The organism is Marinobacter sp. (genome assembly GCF_040904845.1).
In the GTDB taxonomy this organism is placed as follows: domain Bacteria; phylum Pseudomonadota; class Gammaproteobacteria; order Pseudomonadales; family Oleiphilaceae; genus Marinobacter.
The window spans coordinates 25954-43178 of record NZ_JBBDSR010000039.1 but is presented as its reverse complement, the minus strand read 5'-3'; the positions used below and the strand labels follow the sequence as shown (position 1 = coordinate 43178).

The following is a 17225-nucleotide window of genomic DNA, read 5'->3' as shown; positions in this document are numbered from 1 at the left end:
GAGTCTGGGCCGTGTCTCAGTCCCAGTGTGGCTGATCATCCTCTCAAACCAGCTACGGATCGTCGCCTTGGTAGGCCTTTACCCCACCAACTAGCTAATCCGACTTAGGCTCATCCAATAGCGCAAGGTCCGAAGATCCCCTGCTTTCCCCCGAAGGGCGTATGCGGTATTAATCCGGGTTTCCCCGGGCTATCCCCCGCTACTGGGTAGATTCCTAAGCTTTACTCACCCGTCCGCCGCTCGTCAGCGGGGAGCAAGCTCCCCCTGTTACCGCTCGACTTGCATGTGTTAAGCCTGCCGCCAGCGTTCAATCTGAGCCATGATCAAACTCTTCAGTTTAAATCATACAAGAATCCGAAGATCCTCTATTCTTGCTCAAGACAAAACTCAATTTCGACGAGTCACTGTCCTGATATTTCATATCCGAAATACCTCGGCCAGCGCCCACACGAATTACTTGGTTAACTTTTTAAAGAGCGCTTGAGCTGTTGCTCAATCAAGGAGGCGTATTCTACATCGTTCCGCCACCTTGTCAACCGTTTATCTGAAGAATCCTGAAACTCGCTTTCTTCAACACTTTCAAACAGTTGCCCCTCGAATCCGGAGCCGACTAATTGGCCTGCCCCTCGAAGGAGATGCGCATTCTACAGACAACAGCGGGGCTGTCAACGGTTCTGTCGAAACTTTTTAGACAATCAGCGCCTTGCCACCTCAAAGCTCTGTACGTATAGCAGCTGCAGAGCGACTGGCCTTTTTCCTGCTGTCGCTAATGGACTCTCCACGGGCAAGCGCCACGCCCATTCTGCGACGCCCTTTCAACTCGGGCTTACCAAAAAGACGCAATTGTGTATCCATGTCGCTCAAGGCCTCTTCAAGCCCAGAATAAGAGACAGCCCCAGACTCACCTTCAGGAAGGATAACGGCCGATGCTGAAGGTCCCAACTGACGGATCGCCGGTATCGGCAACCCTAAAATCGCGCGAGCATGGAGCGCAAACTCAGACAAGTCCTGTGAGATCAGAGTCACCAGACCGGTATCGTGCGGCCGGGGCGAGACTTCGGAAAACCACACCGCGTCGCCCTTGATAAACAATTCCACACCATAGACACCATAACCTCCAAGATTTCCGGCAATGGCTTCCGCAATCTCCCGAGACCGGGCCAATGCACGGGTGCTCATTGCCTGGGGCTGCCAGGACTCACGATAATCGCCGTCTTCCTGACGGTGGCCAATGGGTTCGCAGAAAGCGATGCCATCACGGTGGCGGACCGTCAAAAGAGTGATTTCGTAATCAAAATCGACGAAGCCTTCAATAATGACCCGCCCCGCGCCAGCTCGCCCGCCAGCCTGTGCATATTCCCAGGCCGCCTGCACATCGCTCTCTGCCCGGACGGTACTCTGCCCTTTACCGGACGAACTCATAACCGGCTTGACCACGAGTGGAAACCCAATCGCCTGCACCGCAGCAAGGTAGTCTTCACGGGTTTCAGCAAAATGGTATGGCGAGGTAGGCAAGCCTAACTCCTCGGCGGCCAAGCGACGAATGCCTTCCCTGTTCATGGTCAGGTTCACGGCACGCGCAGTGGGGATCACCTTATAGCCCTCCTGCTCCAGAGCCACTAACTCTGGCGTTGCGATGGCCTCGATTTCCGGAACAATCAGGTTGGGCCGTTCCTTTTCAACAACAGCCCTAAGTGCAGCGCCGTCCAGCATGTCCACTACGTGACTTCGATGAGCCACCTGCATCGCCGGGGCGTTGGCATAACGATCGATAGCAATCACCTCCACACCCAGTCGCTGCAACTCGATAACAACTTCTTTTCCGAGCTCCCCAGAGCCGCAGAACAGCACTTTAAATGCGCCGGCTTTCAGCGGCGTGCCGATACGGAGGGTTTCAGACATGATTTGTATTCCTGTGACTATGGCATTTAAAGCGCGGCTTTTGCCTCGCGTCTGGCAACCTGCACCAACACGTCGCGGCGTTCGTCGTTGGTCATTCGGCTCCACCGTATAATTTCATCACCCGTTCGGTGGCATCCGATGCACACATCGCCGGCATCCAGTGCGCAGATGCTGACGCAAGGTGACCTGACTTTATCGGCAACTTTCATGATCAAAGCTCAACGGGCGTCAGCTGGCTGAGGTACCGCTCTGCGTTATGAACATAATGCGCGGCACTCAGTTCCAACATTTTTTTCTGGTTCTCATTAAGCTCTCGTTTGATTTTGCCAGGCGACCCTACCACCATGGACCCGTCCGGCACTTCCATCCCTTCTGGGATAAGCGTATTGGCTCCAATCAGGCAGTGTTTGCCAATTTTCGCACCATTAAGGATGACCGCGTTGATCCCCACCAATGAATAATCGCCAATGTCGCAGCCATGCAACATTGCCTGATGACCCACCGTCACGCCACGGCCAAGCGTTAAAGGAATACCGGGGTCTGTATGCAGAACCGCACCATCCTGCACGTTGGACTCCGCCCCTACGGTAATGCATTCATTGTCGCCACGAATAACGACGTTGAACCAGACACTCGCTTTCTCGAGTAACCGAACGCTACCGATAACACTGGCATTGGCAGCCACAAACTGCCCCTTACCCTGAAGCTCTGGTTTACGCTCGCCCAGCGCATAAAACATGTCAGACTCCTGTACGTAAAGAGTTGGAAGATGGGGGTTCCAGCAGATCAATGCCGGCGTCGTACACGGCATTCAGAAAATCGACCAGGACAACCGCTGAAAGCCCCCAGATCTGATACCGTTCCCAGCGATAACAGGGAACATAAAAGGTGTGATTCAGGAAGTCGAGCGCGTCGGTTCTTTCCCTGCGGTCCTCCAGAAAAAACTCCAGAGGCACCCTGAAAATACTCTCGATCTCTTCCGGGTTCGCCTCCAGGGGGTGATCACCGGGGATCACTCCAACGTAGGGCGTTACCAGTATTCCATAACGGGACATGACTTGGCTGAGGGGGGCCACTATCTGAACCTGATCCGGTGGCAAGCCGATTTCTTCATGGGTTTCGCGAAGCGCCGTTGCCGCCAGGGATACATCCGTCACGTCTCGCTTTCCGCCAGGAAATGACACCTGGCCGCGATGGGTATTCAGATTCGAGGACCTCAGCGTGAACACCATCTCCGGATGACGATGATTGTCCGTTATCGGCACGAGAATACCAGCCTCAGGGTAATCCAGGGCCAATTGACGCGGTGCATAACCCGAGAGGCGTTCTTTCAGGAGATTGTGCAAACCCTGCTCCAAATGCGAGTAACGTTTTGAATGAGACAGCGGCGGCTCAGATCGTTAAACTTGGCTACCACATTTTACAAGTATACGGTGAAATCAATGAAATACTGCAGCACCTGCGGCCATCCTGTTGAGCAAAAAATTCCCCAGGGTGACAACCGCCACCGATACGTATGTTTGAGCTGCGACACCATACATTATCAGAATCCCCGCATAGTCGCGGGCACCGTTCCCATCTGGGACGGCCGCATTCTGCTGTGCCGGCGCGCCATCGAACCCAGGTACGGCTACTGGACCCTACCCGCCGGATTTATGGAGAACGCCGAAACCACCATCGAAGCCGCTGCCCGAGAAACCCGGGAAGAGGCCTTGGCGGAAGTCAATATTGAGGGCCTATACAGCATCATCGACGTACCCCATATCAATCAGGTTCATATGTTTTATCGCGCCACCCTGACCGATGGCCAGTTCGGAGCTGGCGACGAATCCCTGGAGACTCAGCTATTTGACCTGAACGACATTCCCTGGGATGAGCTGTCATTTCCCACCGTACGGAAAACCCTCGAGCTCTACCTTGAAGATCTGAAGAGCGAGGCGTTTCAGGTCCACGTGACCGATATCCGCTACCCCATGCCTGCCCGGAAATAACGGAGCCTACATCGCTTCCATTCGATAAACTTCGTAGGCGGGTTCTTCATAGGGGTGCGCCGCTTTGAATACTTCAAGCGCTTGCCGTATCCGCTCATCTGCACAAACCAACTCTACCTTGTACTCCTTAACGACTTCGACAGCTCCCTGCTGCCCCAGAAATGGCTGACTTCCTTCCAGAGGACGAAACTGACCCTGCCCCAGGCACTGCCATGCGCAGCAATCATAATCACCGATACGGCCCGCGCCAGCGTAAAACAGAGCCGACTTGGTTTTCTCCAGGTGGGTCTCCGGAACGAAATAACAGATTTTGTACATAAACAACCTTCCTTATTGATGCCAGGCACCTTCAGAACCGAGTATTTTTTGTACAGATGAAGAACTTACCTACTTACCCACAGATTCTGTGGATAACTCTGGGGAAAGTTTTTGTGAATGCGCCCCCACGCCCTGTATTTACTGCACTTTCGTTAAATTGGCGACAAATTCACCTAATCAATTAAATCCTTAATAATCAATTAGTTATTCATAAATGGAAAAAGTTGAATCAAAAATCATCTATTTGATCACTGATCATCCAGTTAAGCCCAAACAGTGTGCATAAACACATTGAGTCAAGGGAAAAAACATCACATTAAAGAAAAATATCCCTTGATATATGCACAATCTTGAGGCTTGAGGATACAAAAAAGCCGGCCAAAGAGCATTGCGTATTCGCAACCTCTTTGGCCGGCCTTGGCAGGCACTATGATCAACCAAACCAGCGGCGGGCGTTACGAAACATTCGTATCCAAGGCCCATCTTCCTGCCAGTCAGACGGATGCCAGGAATGCTGAACCGCGCGGAAAACACGCTCCGGGTGAGGCATCATAATGGTGACCCGGCCATCACGCGTCGTCAGGCCGGTTATTCCGTTTTCTGATCCGTTGGGATTGTATGGGTAACGAGCCGTTGCCTGGCCCCGGTTGTCGACATACCTCAGGGCAATCAACTCGCTTTCCGCCAGAGCCGCAGCGGAGTCATCACCAACGAACTCAGCGCGCCCTTCTCCATGCGCCACCGCAATGGGCATTTTCGATCCGGCCATGCCGTCCATAAAGGCGGACGGCGAAGGCATCACTTCTGCCATCACCAGCCGTGCCTCAAACTGCTCTGACTGATTGCGGACAAAGCGAGGCCAGCCCTCACTGCCGGGAATCAGTTCATGGAGGCTGGACAGCATCTGGCAGCCATTACAGACGCCGAGGGCCAGTGTGTCCTGACGGTTAAAGAACGCAGCGAACTGATCCCTCACCCGGTCATGGAACAGAATGGACTTGGCCCAGCCTTCTCCCGCTCCCAGCACATCACCATAGGAGAAGCCGCCACAGGCCACCAGGCTGCTAAAGCCGTCAAGGGAGACCCGTCCCGAAAGCAGATCGCTCATGTGGACGTCAACGGAGTCAAACCCCGCGCGGTCGAATGCGGCGGCCATCTCAACCTGCCCATTAACCCCCTGCTCACGCAGAACAGCCAATTTTGGTCGAGCTCCGGTATTGATGAACGGGGCAGCGATGTCTTCATTGATATCGAAACTGAGATCGACATTCAACCCGGGGTCACCGGCATCCAGCAGGTTGTCAAACTCCTCTTCCGCACATTCCGCGTTGTCGCGAAGGGCCTGGATACGGAAACTGGTCTCGGCCCACATTCGCTGAAGGTCGGCTCGTGCTTCATCCACCACCGATTCGCCACTGAAATTCAGACGAACCCGATCATCATCCCTCAGTGTGCCAATCACCGAAATGTGATCGCCCAGCCCCGCAGCGGAAAATTGCTGAAGCACAAAGTCGGTATCATCACGACGCACCTGAATAACGGCACCCAGCTCTTCGTTGAAAAGCTCGCGGGCAAACTGGGACGAATCCTCTGCGAGGCCGTCCAGCTTTATGTCGATGCCCGTATGACCCGCAAAACTCATCTCGGCCAAAGTCACAAACAGGCCGCCATCCGAGCGGTCGTGATAGGCCAACAATTTACCGTCAGTGTTGAGGCCCTGGATGACCGCAAAGAAAGCTTTGATGTCTTCCGGGTCGTCCAGGTCCGGCGCAGCGGCACCCACATGACGATACACCTGAGCGAGCGCTGAACCACCCAGCCGATTCTGGCCCGCAGCCAGATCAATCAGGACAAGATCGGTTTCACCAGAATTGGTCGCTAACTGAGGCGTCAATGTGCGCGCCACATCGGTTACCGGCGCAAAGCCACTGATAATGAGTGACAGAGGGGATGTGACGCTTTTCTGCTCACCATTATCCTCCTCCCAGACCGTTTTCATCGACATGGAATCTTTTCCGACCGGGATGGTAATTCCCAGTTCCGGACACAGCTCCATGCCCACGGCACGCACAGTTTCGTAGAGGTTTTCGTCCTCACCGGGGTGACCCGCTGCCGCCATCCAGTTGGCAGACAACCGGATATCCGACAGCTTAGCAATAGATGCCGCTGCCAGATTGGTGATGACCTCGCCCACGGCCATGCGGCCGGATGCCGGCGCATCGATCACCGCGACCGGGGTGCGCTCGCCCATCGCCATCGCTTCACCGGTACGAACGTCAAAGGAGCTGGCCGTTACTGCCACATCGGCCACGGGTACCTGCCAGGGGCCAACCATCTGATCCCGGGCAACCAGGCCGGTAATCGTACGGTCGCCAATGGTGATCAGGAAACTTTTTGAACCAACGGCCGGCAATCGCAGAACCCTGCGAACTGCTTCGTTTAAATCTACCTTGGTCGAATCAAAAATCGGTTTGGTGAACGACGAACGGGACACACTGCGGTGCATCCGTGGCGGCTTACCGAACAGTACGTCCATGGGGATATCAACCGGCTTATCGTCAAAGTACGAATCCCCCAGTTCGAGATGATGCGATTCGGTGGCCTCACCAATGACGGCGTACGGGCAACGTTCACGGCGGCACAGGGCATCAAACTGTTCCAGATTCTCGGCGGCAACTGCCATTACATACCGTTCCTGGGATTCGTTACACCAGATCTCCAACGGCGACATGCCGGGCTCATCGCTGGGGATGTCCCGCAATTCGAACTTGCCGCCCCGGCCGCCGTCTTTAACCAGTTCCGGCATGGCATTAGACAGCCCGCCGGCACCCACGTCATGGATGAACGCGATGGGGTTTCTGTCACCCATCTGCCAGCAACGGTCTATCACTTCCTGGCAACGACGTTCCATTTCCGGGTTGTCACGCTGAACAGAGGCAAAGTCCAGATTTTCATGACTGCTGCCAGAGTCCATCGACGAGGCCGCACCGCCGCCAAGACCAATCAGCATCGACGGTCCGCCAAGCACAATCAGCTTAGCCCCCACCGGGATGTGGCCTTTTTCAACGTGCTCTGCGCGAATGTTACCCAGCCCGCCGGCGATCATGATAGGCTTATGGTAGCCGCGCACTTCCTCACCGGCGGCACCTGGCACACGTTCTTCAAAGGTGCGGAAATAGCCCGTCAGATTGGGCCGGCCAAATTCGTTGTTAAACGCGGCACCGCCAACCGGCCCATCAATCATGATATCCAGGGCAGAGGCAATCCGGTCGGGCTTGCCGTAACCGATTTCCCAGGGCTGAGGATCACCGGGCAGGTTGAGGTTGGACACGGAAAAACCGCTCAGGCCCGCTTTAGGCTTGGAGCCACGACCGGTGGCCCCTTCGTCCCGGATTTCACCACCGGACCCCGTCGCAGCGCCGGCAGCCGGTGCAATTGCGGTGGGATGATTGTGGGTTTCCACCTTCATGAGAATGTGGATGTCTTCTTCGTGGTAGCCATAGACCCCGGTCTCGGGGTCCGGGAAAAAGCGACCACCTCGGCTGCCACGAATCACCGAGGCGTTGTCCTTGTAGGCGGACAGCACGCCTTCACTGTTCATTTCATAGGTGTTTCGGATCATCGCGAACAGCGACTTTTCCTGACCTTCGCCATCTATGTCCCACGAGGCATTAAAAATCTTGTGGCGACAATGCTCGGAGTTGGCCTGCGCAAACATCATCAACTCGACGTCCGTTGGGTCACGTTTCAGATCCGTGAACGACTTTACCAGGTAATCGATTTCATCATCGGCCAACGCCAGCCCAAGCGACTGGTTGGCCTCCACCAAGGCCCTACGGCCTCCGGCAAGCACCGGCACCCGCTGCAACGTGCGAGGTTCTTCCTGACTGAACAGCAGCTCCGCACCGCCCATCTCATGAAACACTTTCTCCGTCATGCGATCATGCAGCAAGGCAGCAATGTTTTCCCGCTGGCCGAGGGTCAGTTTGCGGTTCGCGCGTACATAGTAAGCGATGCCCCGCTCAATCCGGCGAACCTGCCGCAGGCCACAGTTACGGGCAATATCGGTGGCCTTGCTGGACCACGGTGACAAGGTGCCGGGCCGTGGCACCACCAGGAAGAGCACCCCTTCGGGCTCTTCAACCTGTACACTGGGCCCGTAGGTCAGCAAACGGTCCAGAATCGCCTGCTCCGATTCCGACAGATCGAACTCCAGATCGGTAAAATGCATGAACTCGGCATACACGTGCTCAACTTCAGGCACAACGTCCCTGATACGGCTGTGCAATTTGCTGGAGCGGAAAGGCGAGAGCGCCGGAGCGCCGCGGAGTTCAAGCATGATAGAAACCTGTATCGTGCGAAACTGGGAAGGCAAGAGCACCTGTCAAAACCGGCAGCAGGTACCCGGCCATCTGAAAGGCCGCCATGATACTTGAAAGCGCCGAAGGGATACAGCGCCCGGAACGTGATTACCGCCATGTACAATTAACATTATTTTGCACACAGATTGATCACTTTAATTGACCGGCCGTATCCGACCAGAGATCATTGTTTTATGGCAACGGACGCCACCGGATAACCACGAGCGCATCGTACCGTCAGTATCCTGCAGTTGTATCAAGGGAGATCGGGAATTTGTCAAAGCCAAGCCAGTATTCGGCCAGCCGCCTATCGTGCTGGCTTTTGCCCTTAGCAATCATAATCCTGTCCAGTGGATGCTCCCGCCCAACCACCCTGCAGGAAGTGCGCTCCGAAGGCGTTCTACACATTATTACCCGTACCGCACCGTCTATCTATTTCGAGGGTCGCAACGGCATCACCGGTTACGACTACGAACTGGCCCGACGGTTCGCCGATCACCTTGGCGTTAAACTCAGGGTGAGAGTAGCGGAAAACAACACCGAAATTCTCTCGGTACTCGACCGCAACTACGCCCACATCGGGCTTGCAGGGCTGTCTAATCGGGAGGATCTGGCCAACCAATTCCACGCGGTTCCAACCGGCATTCTGGCTGAATCCGTAGTCATCTATCACGGCGACGTCGAGCGCCCTATAACGCCCGATGATCTTACAGACACAACTCTGCATATGGTGGCAGACAGCAATCACGAGCCCGTACTGCTACAACATCAGGAGCTACATCGCGATCTCAACTGGCAGGTCCACTCTGCCCTTGACGCCGCTGGCATTCTGGCGCGGGTGCAATCGGGGGAATTTCCAGTGGCGGTGGTGTCATCCAACGAGCTTGACCTCAACCAGGTCTATTACCCGAAAGTGAAGCAGGCATTCTCTTTGGGTGAGCCTGAGCAGCTCTCCTGGCTGTTTCCGGCCGAGCAGGACAACTCGCTCTCCAACGCTGCCAGGGAATTCCTCGACGAACTCTCAGCCAGTGGCACACTGGCACAACTGTCCGAACGCTTCTACGGCCACCTTGACCGGCTCAATTATGTCGGTGCCCGAACCTTTGTTCACCATGCCAACAACCGCCTGCCCAAGTACGAAGCACTGTTTCGCAACTATGCGACGGAATATGGCCTGGACTGGCGTTTACTCGCTGCGATCGGGTATCAGGAGTCGCACTGGCGCCCCAACGCGGTTTCACCAACGGGCGTTCGGGGGCTGATGATGCTGACGCGGAGCACCGCCGGACAGATAGGCATCAGCAATCGGCTCGACGCCGAAGAGAGCATTCAGGGCGGTGCCAAGTATTTCACCCTGGTTCACCGCCAGATTCCGGAGCGCATTCCCGAGCCCGACCGCACCTGGTTCGCGCTCGCGTCCTACAACGTCGGCTACGGCCACCTGGAGGATGCTCGCCGGCTCACCGAGAGTGGTGGAAAAAACCCTGACCGCTGGATGGACGTCAAGGAGTTCCTGCCCCTGCTTGCACAAAAGGAATGGTACTCAAAAACCCGCTACGGATACGCCCGTGGCCATGAACCCGTGATTTACGTGCAGAACATTCGTCGCTACTACGACGTATTGGCGTGGATGCTGGAACCCGAGAAAGAACGCCAGTCGCCCAAGGAGCCGTGGTTTGTCGAACTGGAAGGCGCTGAAGATCCCACCCCGACCAATGAACCCGACCCAGACGAAGGCATGCGCGCCATGCTACCCCATGAGCTCGGGATGATACCGCCCACGCTCTGACGGGGGGCTCACGGGCGTCACCCCTCTTCGGGTTCCACGTAATCCAGCGCCCGCTCTACGTGGGCAGCACTGAAGCCCCGGCGTGTCAGGTACCGGGCCTGGCGGGCCTTTTCATCCCAGTCATCGCGGATATCCGTACCACCGAAGCGCTTACAACGTAGCCGGACCGCCTGCTCTGCCCACTCATGATCCGCCATGTCACTGACGCAATCAGGAAGCGAGGAAACGCCCCGCTGCTGAAGCTCAGCATCAATCCTGATCGGACCGTAGCCAAGATCCATCCGCTGACGGGCGTAAACGTCTGCGAAGCGGCGGTCGTCAAGCCAGCCTTCGGCTTCGTACTCATCCAGCACTTGCTCAATAATGTCGCCCTCAATCTGCCGCTGGCGCAATTTGAGGCCCAACTCCACGCGGCTGTGCTCGCGTCTTGCCAGCAGCCTTAACGCAACGGAACGTGCTTTGTACTGCTGATCACCCGTATTTTCCTGTTTTGGCATTGTGACCCTTCCCGCAAACGCAAACAAAACGCTAGACTAGCCCCCACACAGCGACTGCGGCACCCTCCGGAACCCCCGCCGCCTGATCGCTGGACTGCTCCGGTACCCGCATCGCGGGCCGCCGATGGTCGGTGCTGGCACACTTTGGCCCACACCGGGAACTGGCTTCAACATTCGAGGATACCTCATGGCTGCATTCATCCAGAAACTGTTCAGAAAAGGCAAACCCACCGGCAAATCCGGGGCCACGGCTGGAAGCAGCAAACCAGTGGCACCAAAGCCGGTTGATACTTCGGTCACCGATGCCCGGGATGAGCAACGCGCAGCGCAGCAGCGACAACTGGCCAGTGCGCCCACCGACGACCAACTCGAATCTCTGGCAATCGAAGGTCTGACGGCCGATATCCGCAGCGACGCAGCACGCCGGATTTCTGAAAAATCCAGCCTTCAACGGGTCCAAAAGGACACCAAAGGCCGCGACAAGACCGTGTATCAGATTGCGAAGCAGGCGTTACAGCAGCTTCGTGAAATCGAAGAGCAAGCGCTGCGTACCCGGGAACGTATTCAGGTGCTGGTGACCCACGCGGCAGACCAGGCCAAAACTGACGACACCAACCTCTACGAGGCACGTCTCGATGCCCTGATGAAACAGTGGGCTCTGGTGGAAAACGATGCTTCTACCGAACAGACGAGCACCTTTCTGGAAGCCGCACATCGCTGTCGTGAGCGCGTCGTGCAGCTTCAGGCCAAAGTCGATGACCAGGCCCGCCAACAAGAGCAGCAAAAGCAGCGCGCGGAAACCCTTGAGCTATTACAAAGCACGCTGGATGAACTCAGGCTTAAAAGCGCGGACGAGTTGCCGTCGCTGTCCTCACTGGACGCGATGCAGAAAACCCAGGAGAACCGCTGGCTGGAGGCAACCCGTGACACCACAGTCGACAAGCAGGAACAGAAGCGCTTCGAAAGCGTCATGCAACCGCTGCGGGTTTACATATCCGCATTGAAGCGCCTTGGCCAGTATCGGGAACAGATCAGCGCCCTGGAAACGAACCAGGGTAGTAATGAGTCGGGTGACCGACAGCAGCAAGCCAAAGAACTGATCGGCATCATTGACTGGCCAGCGGACGTGTCACGCCCAACATCGCTCGACGCCCTCACCCGGCTCGCCGGTGAACCAAAAGCCGCACCCGCCGCAAAAAAAGACGATGCTGAACAGAAAAAGCTCGCTGAGACATTGCAAAGCACCCTGGAAAAACTGAACGAAGCGCTTGAAGCCCAGCAGCTCAAGGAGTCCCGACAGCTGTTCAAGCAGGCCCAGCAGCAGTTCAAAGCGCTGAACCACCGGCACGGCAAACCGCTCCAGGCCCGCCTCCAGCTGCTCGGCGGTCAACTTCGGGAACTGGCAGACTGGCAGGGGTTTGCCACCGAGCCAAAGCAGATCGCGCTGTGCGAACAAATGGAATACCTCGCCGCCCAACCCATGGACCCGGAAGCCAAATCCGAGCGTATCCGTGAGCTGCAAAACGAATGGCGTGGCCTGGGCGGCTCGTCTGACCGAACGCTCTGGACCCGTTTCAAGGCGGCCTCCGATCAAGCCTATGAGCCTTGCAAAGCCTATTTTTCGGCCAAATCAGGCCTCAAACAGGCCAACCTTGAGACCCGCAAAGTCATTTGCGATGAATTGGCTGTTTTTATCGAGAACGCCGACTGGGCACAGATCGACTGGAAATCCGCCGAACGCATCCACCAGACAGCGCGCCAGGAGTGGAAAGCCGCCTGGCCCATCGAGTTTCGTGACAACCGCGGCGTTCAGAAGCGCTTTGACGATTTGCTGAAGCAATTGGAGGAGCGACTGAATGTCGAACGTCACAAAAACGAGGCACTGAAACAGGGCATTGTGGACCGTGCGTGGGAACTGGTTAGCCACGAACCCCTGAGCGAAGCCATGGATCAGGCCAAAGCGCTGCAGACCGAGTGGACGCACATCGGTATTACCCGTCACCGGGAAGACCGAAAGTTGTGGCAGGCGTTTCGACAAGCCTGTGATGACATTTTTGCCCGCCGCGACGCTCATAAAATCGAGCAACAGCAGGCTTCCCAGGAAGCCGACGCACGGGTCGAAACGGTCTTGTCCGAGTGCGAAGCGCTACAACCGAACGCCGATCAGACCACGCTCGAAGGTGCCATGGCGCAGCTGCAAGCCGCCTCCAAAGAACCCGTTTCAACGGCGGTTCGGGAGCGCCTGACTCAAGAGAAACGCCGGCTGGCAGCGCTTATTGATGGCCTCAGAATTCGTAACCAGGTTCAGGCCTGGCAAGATCTGGTCACCGCCAGGGTGGCCAACGATATGGAGCAAGCGTCACTGCCCGTTAACTGGCAGGCGCTCGCCGGTGAAGTCGACGCCATGGAAGCCGACGAACTGGTTATCCGGGCTGAGATTCTGACCGGAACTGCCTCACCGGAAACGGATCAGGGACGCAGAATGGAAATTCAGGTCCAACGGCTGACCCAGGGCATGGGTAATACAAACGGTGATGACCAGAACAAAAGCCGGCAACTGGAAGCGCTGGTCGCCAGTTGGTGTGTCCGCCAGCCAGCGGATGCGGTCAACGACCAGCTTGCGGAGCGCCTGAACCGGGCGCTCGAGACCATGCTGGACTGATGACTCCTCACGCGCCCTTGTCAGGGCCGCAACCACCCGGATGAGCACTTTCGCCAATGGGATTGGCACCCGGCGTCATTACGCACCGGGCTCGCAACCCGCTATGGTTATGGCATGGAACATTCTCCCTGACACAATAACCACCAGAGGAACAGCAATGAGCACCGAAGCGTATATCTTCGACGCAGTACGCACCCCCCGGGGGCGCGGCAAGAAAGATGGCTCACTCCACAGCGTCAAACCCATCACGCTGCTGACCACCGTTCTCAACGCACTGCAGGAGAGGAACCGCCTGGACACCGCCCAAGTGGACGACATCGTGATGGGGTGCGTGACGGCCGTGGGTGACCAGGGGGCAGACATTGCTAAAACCGCCGCCCTGGCCGCGGACTGGGATGAGAAAGTGGCCGGCGTTACCCTGAACCGCTTCTGTGCATCCGGCCTGGAAGCGGTCAACCTGGCCGCCATGAAAGTACGTTCAGGCTGGGAAGACATGGTCGTCGCCGGCGGCGTCGAAGGCATGTCTCGCGTGCCCATGGGTTCGGACGGCGGTGCCTGGGCCACGGATCCCGCCACCAATCTGCACACCGGCTTCATGCCACAGGGCATCGGTGCCGACCTGATCGCCACACTCGAAGGTTTCAGCCGCGAAGATGTCGACGGTTTCGCCGTGAAATCCCAGCAGAAAGCGGCCGATGCCTGGGATAAGGGGCACTTCGTCAAATCCATCATTCCCGTGACCGATCAGAACGGCGTGGTCATTCTGGACCGCGACGAACAGGTCCGCGCCAGCACCACCGTTGAATCCCTCGCCGGGCTCAAGCCGTCCTTCCAGATGATGGGTGAAATGGGCTTTGATGGTGTAGCACGGGAAAAATACCATTACGTTGAAAAGATTAATCACGTCCACCATGCCGGCAACTCCTCTGGCATTGTCGATGGCGCAACCGCGATGCTGATCGGCAGCGAAGCCAAAGGCAAAGCCCTGGGCCTCAAGCCAAGGGCGCGCATTGTGGCCACTGCGGTGACCAGCACCGACCCCACCATCATGCTGACGGGCCCGGCTCCGGCCACCCGCAAAGCACTGGAAAAGGCCGGCATGACGGTCGATCAGATCGACCTGTTTGAAGTGAACGAAGCGTTTGCCTCTGTAGTTATGCGCTTCCAGAAAGAGCTGTCGGTTCCGGATGAAAAAGTGAACGTCAACGGCGGTGCCATCGCCATGGGTCATCCGCTGGGAGCCACCGGAGCGATGATTCTGGGCACCCTGCTCGACGAACTGGAGCGCCGCGAACTGCGCTACGGTCTTGCCACCCTGTGTGTGGGCGGCGGCATGGGCATTGCCACCATCATCGAACGCGTCTGAGCCCGACCACTTTTTCTGACAGGAGAACCGAATTATGAGCGCCATCCATTACGACCTGGGTTCAGACCAGATTCTGACACTCACCATTGATATGCCGGGCCAGTCCGCCAACACCATGAACGCGGACTTCCGCGAGGGCCTGACCGCTACCGTGGCCCGGGTGAAGCAAGACCTCGAGAAAATCCGTGGCATTATCGTTACCTCCGCCAAGAAAACCTTCTTTGCCGGTGGCGACCTGAAAGAACTGCACAAAGTCACCCGTGACGATGCCCAGGCCTTCGAGGACATGGTGAACGGCCTGAAAGCCGAGATGCGGGCACTGGAGACCTGTGGCAAGCCGGTGGTCGCAGCCATCAACGGCTCTGCCCTGGGCGGCGGGCTAGAAATTGCTCTGGCCTGCCATCACCGGGTGGTTCTCGACGACGACAAAATTCAACTGGGGCTTCCCGAGGTCACTCTCGGCTTGCTGCCGGGCGGTGGCGGCACACAGCGCCTGCCACGAATGATCGGCCTGGAAGCGGCTTTTCCGTTTTTGATGGAAGGCAAGAAGGTCAACCCCAAGGCCGGTCTGAAGGCTGGCCTTGTCGATGATCTGGCCTCCTCCGCCGAAGACATGATGGACAAGGCCCGGGCCTTTATTGACGCCAACCCAACCTGCCAGCAGCCGTGGGACCAGAAAGGCTTCAAGCTGCCTGGAGGCGCGCCCCATCACCCTGCCATGGCCCAGAAACTGGCCATCGCACCCGCGATGCTCCGGCAGAAGACCAAGGGCTGCTACCCGGCTCCGGAGCGGATTCTGTCCGCCGCCGTGGAAGGGGCCCAGGTCGATTTCGACAACGGCAGCCTGATAGAGACCCGTTATTTCGCCGAGCTGGTCATTGGCCAGGTGGCCAAGAACATGACCGGCACCTTCTGGTTCCAGTTGAACGCCATCAACGCCGGTGGCAGCCGCCCGGAGGGAATTGAAAAAGAAACCTTCCGCAAAGTGGGCGTGCTCGGTGCCGGCATGATGGGTGCCGGCATCGCATATTCCACCGCCTCCCGGGGCGTTGACGTGGTACTCAAGGATGTCTCCCTGGAAAACGCGGAGAAAGGCAAAAGCTACTCGGAAAACCTGCTCGCCAAAAAGGTCAGCCGCAAGCGCATGACCGAAGAGCAAAAAGCCGAGGTGCTGGGCCGTATCAAAGCGACCGCTTCCGCGGATGATCTGGAAGGTTGCGACCTGGTGATCGAAGCCGTCTTTGAAGACAGCGACCTGAAAGCCAAGGTCACTCAGGAAGCCGAGCCCAAACTGGTCAACAACGGTATTTTTGCCTCCAACACGTCCACCATTCCCATCACGCAGTTGGCCGAGGCATCCGCCAGGCCGGATAATTTCATCGGTCTGCACTTCTTCTCGCCGGTCGACAAGATGCAGTTGGTGGAAATCATCATCGGTGAAAAAACGTCCGATGCGACCCTGGCAAGAGCGTTCGATTACGTCCAGCAGATTGGTAAGATCCCGATTGTCGTCAATGACAGCCGCGGGTTCTTCACGTCCCGGGTGTTCGGCACCTTTGTCAACGAGGGCATCTCCATGCTCGGCGAAGGGGTTCACCCATCCAGCATTGAAAACGCAGGTATCCTGGCTGGCATGCCCGTCGGACCACTGGCGATTTCCGATGAAGTCAGCCTGACGCTGATGCAGCACATCCGTGCGCAGAGCCGGAAAGACACGGAAGCGGCCGGTGGCACCTGGCAGCCCCATCCGGCAGAAGCGGTCATTGATCAGATGGTCGACACCCACAACCGTAAGGGCAAAGCCGCAGGCGCAGGTTTTTACGAATACCCGGCCAACGGCAAGAAGCACCTGTGGACCGAGCTGAACACTCTGTATGTGGACGCCGACAAAGCCAGGAACGTAAAACTTCAGGATCTGAAGGACCGCATTCTGTTCATCCAGGCCATCGAAACCCTACGCTGTCTGGAAGAAGGCGTACTGAAAACCGTGGAGGACGCCAACATCGGCAGCATCTTTGGTATCGGATACGCCCCGTGGACCGGCGGCGCTGTGCAGTTCGTCAATCAGTATGGCGTGCGGGCATTTGCGGAGCGGGCCAAAGCCTTGGCCGAGCAATACGGTGAACGCTTCGCACCGCCAGCGCTGCTGCTGGAGAAGGCCGAAAGTAACACCCCGTTCGCATAAACCTTCATACCCCGCAGGGCACCGTGCCTTGCGGGGGTTTTCCCGCCTTTCCCGGTTACGAACCTGACCTCATCATGGACAGATTGTCACGAACCGATACGTCACGCCTATGGCAACCACAAGGTCGCTTGCCTACAATAAATCCACGAGCCAA

Annotated in this window: 12 protein-coding genes and 1 rRNA gene; 5 read left to right on the top strand and 8 right to left on the bottom strand. The window is 57.1% G+C overall.

Features of this window, described 5'->3' with window-relative positions:
* The 5 genes from WD429_RS04395 to WD429_RS04375 all read right to left on the bottom strand — a co-directional run.
* Positions 1–339: ribosomal RNA gene (locus WD429_RS04395) — 16S ribosomal RNA — on the bottom strand; the annotation flags it as partial.
* Between the two features lie 372 nt (positions 340–711).
* On the bottom strand, positions 712–1902 hold the full coding sequence (gene purT / locus WD429_RS04390; protein WP_368420956.1) for a formate-dependent phosphoribosylglycinamide formyltransferase: 1191 nt from the start codon (positions 1900–1902) through the stop codon (positions 712–714).
* 26 nt (positions 1903–1928) lie between these two features.
* Positions 1929–2111 (bottom strand): DUF1289 domain-containing protein, encoded by a 183-nt coding sequence (locus WD429_RS04385; RefSeq protein ID WP_368420955.1) that lies wholly within the window; start codon positions 2109–2111, stop codon positions 1929–1931.
* Between the two features lie 2 nt (positions 2112–2113).
* The gene (locus WD429_RS04380) at positions 2114–2641 is read right to left on the bottom strand and encodes a gamma carbonic anhydrase family protein (RefSeq protein WP_368420954.1); all 528 of its coding nucleotides are present in this window, start codon (positions 2639–2641) and stop codon (positions 2114–2116) included.
* Between the two features lies 1 nt (position 2642).
* Entirely contained in the window at positions 2643–3248 is a 606-nt protein-coding gene (locus WD429_RS04375) for a CoA pyrophosphatase (protein ID WP_368420953.1), read from the bottom strand.
* 96 nt (positions 3249–3344) lie between these two features.
* Between WD429_RS04375 and WD429_RS04370 the strand changes: the two genes are divergently transcribed.
* Positions 3345–3893, top strand: a complete 549-nt coding sequence (locus tag WD429_RS04370) for an NUDIX hydrolase (RefSeq protein ID WP_368420952.1) — start codon at positions 3345–3347, stop codon at positions 3891–3893.
* Positions 3894–3899: 6 nt separating this feature from the next.
* On the opposite strand, the gene WD429_RS04365 is transcribed toward WD429_RS04370, so the two are convergent.
* Together WD429_RS04365 and purL are read right to left on the bottom strand one after the other, a co-directional pair.
* The gene (locus WD429_RS04365; RefSeq protein WP_368420951.1) at positions 3900–4211 is read right to left on the bottom strand and encodes an NGG1p interacting factor NIF3; all 312 of its coding nucleotides are present in this window, start codon (positions 4209–4211) and stop codon (positions 3900–3902) included.
* 433 nt (positions 4212–4644) lie between these two features.
* Positions 4645–8550, bottom strand: a complete 3906-nt coding sequence (gene purL, locus WD429_RS04360; protein WP_368420950.1) for a phosphoribosylformylglycinamidine synthase — start codon at positions 8548–8550, stop codon at positions 4645–4647.
* 344 nt (positions 8551–8894) lie between these two features.
* On the opposite strand from purL, the gene mltF reads away from it, so the two are divergent.
* Positions 8895–10361, top strand: a complete 1467-nt coding sequence (gene mltF / locus WD429_RS04355; RefSeq protein WP_368420949.1) for a membrane-bound lytic murein transglycosylase MltF — start codon at positions 8895–8897, stop codon at positions 10359–10361.
* A gap of 17 nt (positions 10362–10378) precedes the next feature.
* Here mltF and WD429_RS04350 read toward each other — a convergent pair whose 3' ends face one another.
* Entirely contained in the window at positions 10379–10858 is a 480-nt protein-coding gene (locus WD429_RS04350; protein WP_368420948.1) for a regulatory protein RecX, read from the bottom strand.
* A 187-nt stretch (positions 10859–11045) separates the two neighbouring features.
* Between WD429_RS04350 and WD429_RS04345 the strand changes: the two genes are divergently transcribed.
* The 3 genes from WD429_RS04345 to WD429_RS04335 all read left to right on the top strand — a co-directional run bounded on the left by WD429_RS04345 (position 11046) and on the right by WD429_RS04335 (position 17071).
* Positions 11046–13520: a DUF349 domain-containing protein gene (locus tag WD429_RS04345; protein WP_368420947.1), complete on the top strand. Its 2475-nt coding sequence runs from the start codon at positions 11046–11048 to the stop codon at positions 13518–13520.
* A 157-nt stretch (positions 13521–13677) separates the two neighbouring features.
* On the top strand, positions 13678–14886 hold the full coding sequence (locus WD429_RS04340; protein ID WP_368420946.1) for an acetyl-CoA C-acetyltransferase: 1209 nt from the start codon (positions 13678–13680) through the stop codon (positions 14884–14886).
* 34 nt (positions 14887–14920) lie between these two features.
* Entirely contained in the window at positions 14921–17071 is a 2151-nt protein-coding gene (locus tag WD429_RS04335; protein WP_368420945.1) for a 3-hydroxyacyl-CoA dehydrogenase NAD-binding domain-containing protein, read from the top strand.
* Positions 17072–17225 lie beyond the last annotated feature (154 nt).

Excerpts from the sequence above, each read along its gene's own strand:
- purT (WP_368420956.1), bottom strand. The coding sequence starts at position 1,902 with ATGTCTGAAACCCTCCGTATCGGCACGCCGCTGAAAGCCGGCGCATTT.
- WD429_RS04385 (WP_368420955.1), bottom strand. The coding sequence starts at position 2,111 with ATGAAAGTTGCCGATAAAGTCAGGTCACCTTGCGTCAGCATCTGCGCA.
- WD429_RS04380 (WP_368420954.1), bottom strand. The coding sequence starts at position 2,641 with ATGTTTTATGCGCTGGGCGAGCGTAAACCAGAGCTTCAGGGTAAGGGG.
- WD429_RS04370 (WP_368420952.1), top strand. The coding sequence starts at position 3,345 with ATGAAATACTGCAGCACCTGCGGCCATCCTGTTGAGCAAAAAATTCCC.
- WD429_RS04365 (WP_368420951.1), bottom strand. The coding sequence starts at position 4,211 with ATGTACAAAATCTGTTATTTCGTTCCGGAGACCCACCTGGAGAAAACC.
- purL (WP_368420950.1), bottom strand. The coding sequence starts at position 8,550 with ATGCTTGAACTCCGCGGCGCTCCGGCGCTCTCGCCTTTCCGCTCCAGC.
- WD429_RS04350 (WP_368420948.1), bottom strand. The coding sequence starts at position 10,858 with ATGCCAAAACAGGAAAATACGGGTGATCAGCAGTACAAAGCACGTTCC.
- WD429_RS04345 (WP_368420947.1), top strand. The coding sequence starts at position 11,046 with ATGGCTGCATTCATCCAGAAACTGTTCAGAAAAGGCAAACCCACCGGC.
- WD429_RS04340 (WP_368420946.1), top strand. The coding sequence starts at position 13,678 with ATGAGCACCGAAGCGTATATCTTCGACGCAGTACGCACCCCCCGGGGG.
- WD429_RS04335 (WP_368420945.1), top strand. The coding sequence starts at position 14,921 with ATGAGCGCCATCCATTACGACCTGGGTTCAGACCAGATTCTGACACTC.